The organism is Pseudomonas sp. 22515, from assembly GCF_052044625.1.
Taxonomy (GTDB): domain Bacteria; phylum Pseudomonadota; class Gammaproteobacteria; order Pseudomonadales; family Pseudomonadaceae; genus Aquipseudomonas; species Aquipseudomonas alloputida.
Window position 1 is genome coordinate 36,649 of sequence record NZ_JBQENN010000038.1, and the last position, 9,546, is coordinate 46,194.

7 protein-coding genes and 1 riboswitch are annotated in these 9,546 nt (G+C 62.5%); of the genes, 3 read left to right on the top strand and 4 right to left on the bottom strand.

Features of this window, described 5'->3' with window-relative positions; translation table 11 throughout:
- Window positions 1–85: 85 nt before the first annotated feature.
- From ACTJJN_RS25060 to ACTJJN_RS25070, 3 genes are all read right to left on the bottom strand, one after another.
- Window positions 86–1,450: a DUF1329 domain-containing protein gene (locus ACTJJN_RS25060; RefSeq protein WP_012051198.1), complete on the bottom strand. Its 1,365-nt coding sequence runs from the start codon at window positions 1,448–1,450 to the stop codon at window positions 86–88.
- A gap of 25 nt (window positions 1,451–1,475) precedes the next feature.
- Window positions 1,476–3,362, bottom strand: a complete 1,887-nt coding sequence (locus ACTJJN_RS25065) for a DUF1302 domain-containing protein (RefSeq protein WP_012051197.1) — start codon at window positions 3,360–3,362, stop codon at window positions 1,476–1,478.
- Between the two features lie 331 nt (window positions 3,363–3,693).
- Window positions 3,694–5,376, bottom strand: coding sequence for a fatty acid--CoA ligase (locus tag ACTJJN_RS25070; protein ID WP_012051196.1), 1,683 nt, complete (start codon window positions 5,374–5,376; stop codon window positions 3,694–3,696).
- Window positions 5,377–5,669: 293 nt separating this feature from the next.
- Here ACTJJN_RS25070 and ACTJJN_RS25075 point away from each other — a divergent pair, with 293 nt between their 5' ends.
- The 3 genes from ACTJJN_RS25075 to ACTJJN_RS25085 all read left to right on the top strand — a co-directional run bounded on the left by ACTJJN_RS25075 (window position 5,670) and on the right by ACTJJN_RS25085 (window position 8,541).
- A complete protein-coding gene (locus ACTJJN_RS25075; protein WP_010952003.1) occupies window positions 5,670–6,635 on the top strand; it encodes a 2-hydroxyacid dehydrogenase in 966 nt (321 codons plus the stop codon).
- 54 nt (window positions 6,636–6,689) lie between these two features.
- Window positions 6,690–7,688 (top strand): class I SAM-dependent methyltransferase, encoded by a 999-nt coding sequence (locus ACTJJN_RS25080; RefSeq protein WP_014755338.1) that lies wholly within the window; start codon window positions 6,690–6,692, stop codon window positions 7,686–7,688.
- A gap of 40 nt (window positions 7,689–7,728) precedes the next feature.
- Window positions 7,729–7,869, top strand: a riboswitch (yybP-ykoY riboswitch).
- Window positions 7,870–7,956: 87 nt separating this feature from the next.
- Window positions 7,957–8,541 carry a TMEM165/GDT1 family protein gene (locus ACTJJN_RS25085; RefSeq protein ID WP_003247342.1) on the top strand — a complete coding sequence of 195 codons (585 nt, stop codon included), beginning with the start codon at window positions 7,957–7,959 and terminating at the stop codon, window positions 8,539–8,541.
- 43 nt (window positions 8,542–8,584) lie between these two features.
- Here ACTJJN_RS25085 and ACTJJN_RS25090 read toward each other — a convergent pair whose 3' ends face one another.
- Complete coding sequence (locus ACTJJN_RS25090) at window positions 8,585–9,403, bottom strand: M48 family metallopeptidase (protein WP_003247344.1); 819 nt, start codon at window positions 9,401–9,403, stop codon at window positions 8,585–8,587.
- Window positions 9,404–9,546 lie beyond the last annotated feature (143 nt).

Here is a 9,546-nt window from a genome sequence, read left to right on the forward strand (position 1 = left end):
CCCGCGAAGAGGCCGGTTCAGGAAATAGAAACGCCCCGGCAAGCCGGGGCGTTCTGGGGATCAGACGGCGTTCAGTGATTTCAGCTTAGCGAATACCCGACTGACGCAGCGCTGCAGGCTGGAAATCGGCCTTGCTGGCACTGAAGCCAAAGTCGTAAGCGCGCTTCTCTTCGTTCTTCATGCCCAGGGCCAGGTAACGACCGGACTGCAGGTCGTAGATGGTTTCCAGGGTGTACCAAGGCACTTCCACGTTGTAATAAGGCTGAGCATGGGCCTCGGACACGCGCCACAGTTGGCCACGGCCGTCGTACTGGTCGATCACTGCGGCCTGCCAGGTGTCCTCATCGATGTAGAAATCACGCTTGGCGTAGATGTGCCGCTGGCCTGGCTTGAGGGTTGCGACTACGTGCCAGACGCGGCGCAACTCGTAACGGGCCAGGTCCTGGTTGATGTGCCCAGCCTTGATGATGTCGGCATACTTGAGCTTCGGATCATCCAGTTTGAAGGCGTTCGATGCGATGTACAGCTCCTTCTTGCCTTCCAGCTTCCAGTCGTAGCGGTCTGGCGCACCGTTGAACATGTCCAGGTTGTCCGACGTACGCAGGCCGTCGGCGGCGGTACCCGGGCCGTCATACGACACTTGCGGCGCCTGGCGCACGCGACGCTGGCCGGCGTTGTAGATCCAAGCCTTGCGCGGCTCCTTCACCTGGTCGAGGGTTTCGTGCACCAGCAGCACGGTCCCGGCCAGGCGCGCTGGCGCGGTCACTTCCTGCTTGAAGTAGAACAGGATGTTGCCTGGGTTGTTCGGGTCGTAGTCCTTCATCTTGTCGCGGAAGACGAACTGGTCGGAGAAGTAAACCGGGCTGAAAGAGCCGTTCTGCTGTGGCGTGGCCTGGATCACCAGGCGGCTGACACTGCCCCCCCGGTAACGGGTGATGTGGTTCCAGATCACTTCCAGGCCGGTTTTCGGGATCGGGAACGGCACCGCCGTGTTGAAGTTGTTCAAACCGTTGCCGCCTTCCGTCAGCGTGGTCTGGGTGGCGTTTTTCTTGATGGCGGCGAACACGTCCGCAGGTACCGTGGAGCCGCGATGGGTTTTGAATACAGGGATCTTGAAGGTGTCCGGGTAGCGCTTGAGCATGGCCATCTGGCCCGGCGAAAGCTTGTCCTTGTACTGCTCGGCGTTTTGCGCAGTGATGGTGAACAGCGGCTTTTCACTGCCATACGGGTCGGCCAGGAAACCCTTGCCGTCGACGCTGCCCGCACTCTTCGACAGCGGCTCCCAAGGGCCGATCGAGCCATCGGCGTTGCCGGCCTTTTCAGCCCCCATCGGGGTCAGGGTACTGCCCAACTTGGCCGCCTCGTCGGCGGATACCGCAGCCATGACGCTGGTCGCCAGCAGGGACAGGCCCAGTACACCGGCTTGCAGTAGACTTCTGGTCTTGTTCATGTCGTGTCGTCCTGGATCTGTATGCTTAGAAGTTCACGCCGAAGCTGAGGGCGACGAAGTCGCGGTCATCCACGGTGCTGTACTTGCCATCGAAGAAGTTGGTGTACGACAGGCTGGCCGTGTAGGTGTTCTGGTACTCGGCGTCCAGGCCCAGACTGACTGCCTTGCGGCCTTCCTCGAAGTTGGCACCAGGGCCCGGCGAATAGCCGGACACGTCATGCGACCAGGCCACGCTCGGCTTCAGGTTGATACCCGCGAATACGTCGTTGTAGTCCCAGATGACACGGGCGCGGTAACCCCAGGAAGTGCTGGTGGTGTAGCCGTCGTTCTCGCATTTGCGGTTCAGGTTGGTGGTGGATGTCCCCGCACCCGCGCCAGCGATGGTGCTGCCATTGAGCGCCTGGCAGGTATCGGCGCCACCGGTGGATGGCAATGGACCTGGGCCGAACACCGGGTCGCGACCGTAGCGGGTATCGTGGGCATTCTCCAGGCCGCCGACGTGGGTGACACCCACTTCACCGACTACTGTCATCCGGCTGGCGCCCATCACCTGGTCGAAGAAATGGGTGAGGGTGGTCTGGAACTGGGTGATCTCCTTACGGCGATACCCATGCAGGTCTTGCCCCGGCGTACCGGTCAGCAACGATGCGTTGCTCAACGCGCCGCCAATGGGACGGACACCGGCGAACAGGATATCCGTGGTATTGAGTTGCACTGGCGCGTTAGGGCGGTAGCTGACTTCGCCGCTCCAGGCGGTGCCAGTGGGTAACGTGGTGGAGAAACTCAAGCCATAAAGGCGGATGTCCTCGGGGTATTCCACAAAGTACTCGGAATTACCCGCCACGATTAGAGGCGCCAATGCGCGCAGCTGTGCAGGCAGGGCGCTCAGCCCGGCGAACACGGACGGCGGAGCCCCTGTGGCACTGAAGATGGGTGCACGGCTGTGGTAGTTCATGAAATAGGCGCCGAACTCCGTGTCCAACGGCTCGAACATATAGCGCATGGCCACACCGAACTGGCCGCTGTCACGCGCATCGCGGTCGGCACCACGGCGCACCATCACACCCTCTTCGTTGATGTTCACGCCCCGCGAGGCGAGGAACTGCTGCGCAGCGCCCGGCACTGTGCGACTGCTATTGAGCACGCGCAAGTTGTCGGTACAGCCGTCGGCAATGATGTCCGGCTGGGAGAAGAAAGTGCCACAGTTGTCGACGACCGTCTGATCCCATTCGAGCTGGTAGAAGGCCTCGGCCGACAGGTTGTCGGTCAGGCTCTGCGAGATGTAGAACATGTTGACGGGAATCAGGCCTTCCTTGATCTCGGCCCCGGGGCGGCGGAACGCCGACACGTCGATGGGGTTGATCGAGTTGATCCCGCCGCCGATGAAGGTACTTTCACCCCAGCTCACCACCTGCTTGCCAAACCGCACCGAGCCAGGCTGATCGCCGATGGAGTAGTTGTGGTAGACAAAGGCGTCGAGCAGCTCGGCGCCGGACGACTTGGCGCCTTCCTTGCGGTTGGAGTCGCTGATGTCCTTGAACTCGCGGTTCTCGTCCTTCAGCTCGAAGTCGTACCAGTACTTGCCGCGCACGAACACACCGGTGTCGCCGTACTTGAGCTCCAGGTCATGAATGCCTTTGAAGATCTTGGAGAAGGTTTCGCCCTTCTTGAAGTTCAGGTGGCCATCGTCGGATGTCTGTGACAGGCCCTTGCCGCCGTTGTTCACCCCTATCAGGTTCTTGTTGGGGTTGGCCGTCGACCAGCTGGCGCCGATGGAGAGCGACGAGTCGAACTGGCCTTCGATTTCACCAATGTTGAAACTGACAGCGAAAGCAGGACTTGCGAGCGTGGAAGCAAGGCTGACGGCCAAGGGCAGTTTGGCCCGGCGCCAGAACAGGTTTGCAGATTTCATCGACGCTACTCCATGTACTTTTTTGTTATGGCAGTGAGTCCTTTCAAGAACGGCCCGAGCGACCGGTTTGCAGGCTTGCACCCGCGGCGACACAGCTTGCGCATGTCGCCCTCCCCCATTCCTGAAAATCCCCTGGCCCCGACTATAGCCAGCAGGCACAGGCGCTTGATCCCTCTAAAGTGTGATTTGCGCTCCATGCCACCAACTCGCTGCAGTTTTGCTCCGGTTGCGGGCTGGCAGTGCTCAAGGATGGCGCATTTCTGTCGTTTGGCAAGGCGGCGGGCTCTCTAGCATGCGGGTCACGCTCTGACGTGCGCGACCCGCACAACGGTTACAACGTGGAAAGGAACGCGCTGTTGCTGGCCTGCCACTGGACGATGTCCTGGCGGATGCGTTTCTTGTCGAGCTTGCCGACACTGGTCTTGGGAATTTCAGTAACAACGGCGATCTGGCTTGGAATCGCCCACTTGTTGATATGACCTTGCTCGACGAACGGCTTGAGGTGTTCCTTCAGTGCCTTGGCGTCGATAGCGTGGCCGTCACGTACCACCAGCAGGGCAAACGGGCGCTCACCCCACTGCGGGTCCGCCACCCCCACCACCGCCACTTCGCGGACGGCCGGGTGGCAGCTGATCAGGTCTTCCAGGTCGAGCGAGGAAACCCACTCGCCGCCGGTCTTGATCACATCCTTGATGCGGTCGCGGATGTCGATGTAGCCCATGCCGTCGAGGGTGGCGACGTCACCGGTGTGCAGCCAGCCACCCTGCCACAGCTCTTCGCTCTTCTCCGGTTCCTTGAAGTAGCCCATGGTCAGCCACGGCGCACGCAGTACCAGCTCACCCTGGGTTTCACCATCGGCGGGCAGGAAGTTGCCTTCGCCGTCGACGATGGCCGCTTCGACCAACGGCACCGGCACACCGGCCTTGATACGGTAGGTGACGCGCTCATCCTCGCTGCCGGCCTGCAGTTCATCGTTCAGGTGTGCTGCGGAGATCAACGGGCAGGTTTCCGACATGCCATACGCAGCGGTCAGCTGAATGCCGCGCGCCAGGGCGGCCTGGTACAGCGAACGGTTGAGCGAACTGCCGCCGATGATGATCTTCCAGCCGCCGAAGTCCTGCCCCTGTGCGTTCGGGCAGTTGAGCAGCATCTGCAGGATGGTCGGTACGCAGTGGGAGAAGGTGACCTTCTCTTCACGCCACAGCTTGACCAGCATGTCCGGCTCGTAGCGGCCCGGGTACACCTGCTTCATGCCGAGCATGGTGGCGGCGTAGGGGATGCCCCAGGCATGCACGTGGAACATCGGGGTGATGGGCATGTACACGTCGTTGCTGCCCAACAGGCGTACGCTGTCGATACTGCCGGTGACCGAGGCCTCGGCCAGTGTGTGCAGCACCAACTGGCGGTGGCTGAAATACACGCCCTTGGGGTTACCGGTGGTGCCAGTGGTGTAGAAGGTAGTGGCCACCGAGTTCTCGTCGAAGTCCGGGAAGTCGTAGCGCGGGCTGGCCGCCGCCAGCAGCTGCTCATACTCCCCGACCAGGTCGGGCAGGTCGGCAGTCTTGTCCGGGCCATCGGTCAGCAGCAAGGTCTTGTCGACAGTGGTCAGCTGCCCGGCGATGGCCTGGTACAAGCCCACGAAGTCGCTGTTGACCAGCACCACGCGGTCTTCGGCGTGGTTCATGGTGTAGAGGATCTGCTCGGGCGACAGGCGCACGTTGATGGTGTGCACCACAGCGCCGATCATCGGGATGGCGAACATGCATTCCAGGTAGCGATGGCTGTCCCAGTCCATCACCGCTACGGTATCACCGGCCTTGACCCCGGCCTCGGTCAGCACATTGGCCAGGCGGGCAATGCGCTCGTTGAGCTGTGGATACGTCAGCCGTATCTGGTCGCGGTAGACAATTTCCCGGGTCTTTTCATAGCGGCTGCCGGACATCAGCAGGCGCTTGATCAGCAATGGATAGGCATAGGCGCCCTCGGCGGGCTTGATGATGCGTGTCTGCAACATGGGGATCCCTTTTCTGAAAAGCGGGCCGGACAAGTCTGGGTTTACTGTAGTTCGCCAATGTGACGGCCAAATCAGCCGAAGGAATGATTTGCGCGGCAAAGGTATGAGTGGCGGGCGTTGACGGGCAGCAAGGTTGAGCTAGACACTGCGGCGGCGGCTTCAGGTTTGCGCCGAAGCCGAGTGCCTCTTCGCCGGCAAGCCCGCGCCTGCAAGGGTTGTGGTGACCTTGCGGGCGCGGGCGTGCCTGCGAATGGCCACAACGCCCTTATCCCTCCCTGCCACCGGAGATCTTCATGCCCAGCCCGCGTCGCGCCGTGTTTCTCGATCACCAGTCCCTGGACCTTGGCGACCTCGACCTTTCGCCCCTGAAGCAGCAGTTCGACCAGTTCGAACTGTTCGCCGCCACCCGCCCGGAACAGGTCGCGGAACGCTTGCAGGGCGCCGTGGCAGTGGTCAGCAACAAAGTCATGCTCGACGCCGCTACCCTGGCTGCCAACCCGCAACTGAAGCTGATCCTGGTGGCCGCCACCGGCACCAACAATGTCGACCTGGCCGCCGCCCGCGCCCAGGGCATCACCGTGTGTAACTGCCAGGGCTACGGCACGCCGTCTGTCGCCCAGCATACCCTGGCCCTGCTGTTGGCCCTGGCCACTCGGCTGTGCGACTACAACCAGGCGGTGGCCGATGGCCAGTGGGCCAAGGCCAGCCAGTTCTGCCTGCTGGACTTTCCTATCGTCGAACTGGAGGGCAAAACCCTCGGCCTGCTCGGCCACGGTGAACTGGGCGGCGCAGTGGCGAGGCTGGCCGAAGCCTTCGGTATGCGTGTGCTGAGCGGGCAGATCCCTGGCCGCCCGGAGCGCGCCGACCGGCTGCCGCTGGACGAGTTGCTGCCGCAAGTCGATGCCCTGACCCTGCACTGCCCGCTGAACGAGCACACCCGGCATATGCTCGGTGCCCGCGAACTGGCCCTGCTCAAACCCAACGCGCTGGTGGTCAACACCGCCCGTGGCGGCCTGATCGACGAACAGGCGTTGGCCGATGCCCTGCGCGGTGGTCACTTGGGCGGCGCGGCGACCGACGTGCTGAGCGTGGAGCCGCCGGTCAACGGCAACCCGCTGCTGGAGCCCGGCATCCCGCGCCTGATCATCACCCCGCACAGCGCCTGGGGTGCCGTAGAGTCGCGCCAGCGCATCGTCGGCCAGCTCAGTGAGAACGCCCAGGCCTTCTTCGCCGGGCAGCCACGCCGCGTGGTCAGCTGAGCCAGGCGCCTGCCTCTGCTACACTGCGCCACTTTTTTCCAGGAGACGTCGTCCATGGACCCGCGCAGTGAAGTGTTGCTCCGCCAGGCAGAGCTGTTTCAGGGGCCGCTGCTGATCGCCGGCGCCCCCGCCGACGACCTGCTCGGCCAGTTGCCTCAGGCCCAGGCCTGGACTTGGCATGCCGGCGATCAGGCCATGCTCGAAAGCCGCTTCGCAGGCCGCAGCCATTACGGCGTCGAGGCCCCTGAAGCAGCATTCGAAAGCGCCGTGCTGTTCCTGCCCAAATCCCGCGAGCTGGCCGCCTATCTGCTCAATACCCTGGCGTCGCGCCTGGCTGGCCGCGAGCTGTACCTGGTCGGTGAGAAGCGCGGTGGCATCGAGGGCGCGGCCAAGCAGTTGGCGGCCTTTGGCAAGCCACGCAAGCTCGACAGCGCCCGGCACTGCCAGCTGTGGCAAGTGACCATCGACCAGGCACCGCAGGCAAAACCGCTGGAAAGCCTGGCCGAGCGCTTCGAGCTGGCCCTGGAAGACGGCCCGCTGCAGGTGATCAGCCTGCCTGGGGTATTCAGCCATGGCCGACTCGACCGAGGTACGGCCCTGCTCCTGAAGCATCTTGACGGCCTGCCCGGTGGTCACATGCTGGACTTTGGCTGCGGTGCCGGGGTACTGGGGGCCACGCTCAAACGCCGTTACCCACAAAGCCGGGTGACCTTGCTGGACGTGGATGCCTTCGCCGTGGCCGCCAGCCGCCTGACGCTGGCTGCCAACGGCCTGGAAGGCGAAGTGATCAGTGGCGATGGCATCGACGCCGCCCCTACCGAACTGAGCCTTATCCTGAGCAACCCGCCATTCCACACCGGCGTTCATACCAACTATCAGGCTTCGGAAAACTTGCTGAAAAAATCCGCCTTTCATCTGCGAAAAGGTGGCGAAATGCGCTTGGTTGCCAACAGTTTCCTGCGCTACCAACCACTGATCGAAGGGGCGTTGGGCAACTGCCAGGTACGTGACGAGGCCGACGGTTTCCGCATCTACCAGGCAACTCGCGGATAAAAAACAGCGCTTGCCGAAAACGTTTTGCCTAGGCAGAATCCGCACCGTCCTAGGGGAGTAGTCTCCCGCGAGCACCCAGCTCGCCCGGTACGCGTCAACATACTTGGTCCACAGACCATGGCGCGTGCGACCCACCATGCACGCCTGCATGGCGAGATCCGCATAGACGGATCGAGGGTTTGACAAGACCTATGACACGCACACCTTACCCGGGGCGGGGAGGCTGTACGTGTCATAGCCGTGTCGACCCGCCCCCGTAGGAATCCTGATGCTGGAATCACTGTTGGTCCCCACCGCTATCGTTGCCCTGGCCGAGATCGGCGACAAGACGCAACTGCTCGCACTCATTCTCGCTGCCCGCTTCCGCAAACCCTGGCCGATCATCGCCGGCATCATCGCCGCCACCTTGGCCAACCATGCCGCAGCCGGTGCCGTGGGGGCTTGGGTCGGCAGCTTCTTCAGCGATTCGGCACTGCACTGGATCCTGGCCGCGAGCTTTACCGCCACCGCACTGTGGACCCTGGTACCGGACAAGATGGATGACGACGAGAACCCGGCTCGCCGTTTCGGGCCGTTCCTGACGACACTGATTGCGTTCTTCCTGGCCGAAATCGGTGACAAGACCCAGGTCGCCACCGTGATGCTGGCTGCGCAGTATCCGCACCTGATCATGGTCATTATCGGCACTACCCTGGGTATGCTGATTGCCAACGTGCCGGTGGTACTGGCGGGTAACTTCGCGGCTGACAAACTGCCGTTGACGCTGATTCGCCGCCTGGCGGCAACGGCGTTCTTCGTGCTGGCGATCGTGGCCGTCTATTCGGCAATGAAGGCCAGTGGCTGGATTGGATAAAGGGAAAACCGGGGGCTGCCATGCAGCCCCACGATTCAGGCATTTATTGCTTGGCTGCTGCCTGATACAGCGGCATCACCTTCGGAATCGCCGCCTGCAGCGAAGCAATGCGGCTCGCGGACGCCGGGTGAGTACTCATGAACTCAGGCGGTGCACCTTCGGAAGCCTTGCTCATCTTGTTCCACAAGGTGATCGCGGCATTCGGGTCGTAGCCGGCACGCGCCGACAGCTCCAGGCCAATCAGGTCGGCCTCGTTCTCGTTGGCCCGGCTGTTTGGCAAGGTCATGGCGTAGTTCACCACCGTGTCGGCCATGGCCATGCTGCTCTGGCCGAGGCCGAAGATGGCACCGGCACCCTGACGAGCCATTTCCACACCGTATGCCTTGGACATGGCCTCGCGGCTATGCTCGCGCAAGGCGTGGGCAATCTCGTGCCCCACCACTGCGGCAATTTCCGCATCGGTGAGCTTGAGCTGATCGATCAGCCCGGTGTAGACGATGATCTTGCCGCCCGGGCCGCAGTTGGCGTTCAGTTCATCACTCTTGATCACGTTGACTTGCCAGTCCCACTGCGCGGCATCCGGGCGGAATTTGGGCGCCTGGGCGATCAGGCGGTTGGCAATGGCCTGCACACGCTTGGCATCGGCGCTGGACTTGTCGAGCACACCCTTGCTCGACGCTTCACCCAGGGTCTGCTGATACGACTGCGCGTACATCTGGTTGACCTCATCGGTCGAGAGCATGCTGAACATGTACTGCTGGCGCTCGACGCCAACAGCACCGCCGCTGGTGGTATTCACCGCCTGGCAGCCGGCCAGCAGGATGCCAGCACTCAGCAGGCTGACGACAAAAGACTTACGCATGAAAACACTCCCTATCCACATGCGGCGTATCCTAGGCCGAGTCGCCAGAGGCTGCCATAGCCGCAGGGAAGATTTTCGTCGCCTGAACCGACCTCTTCGCGGGCAAGCCCGCTCCTACAGGGGTAACACGACCGAGGGCAGGA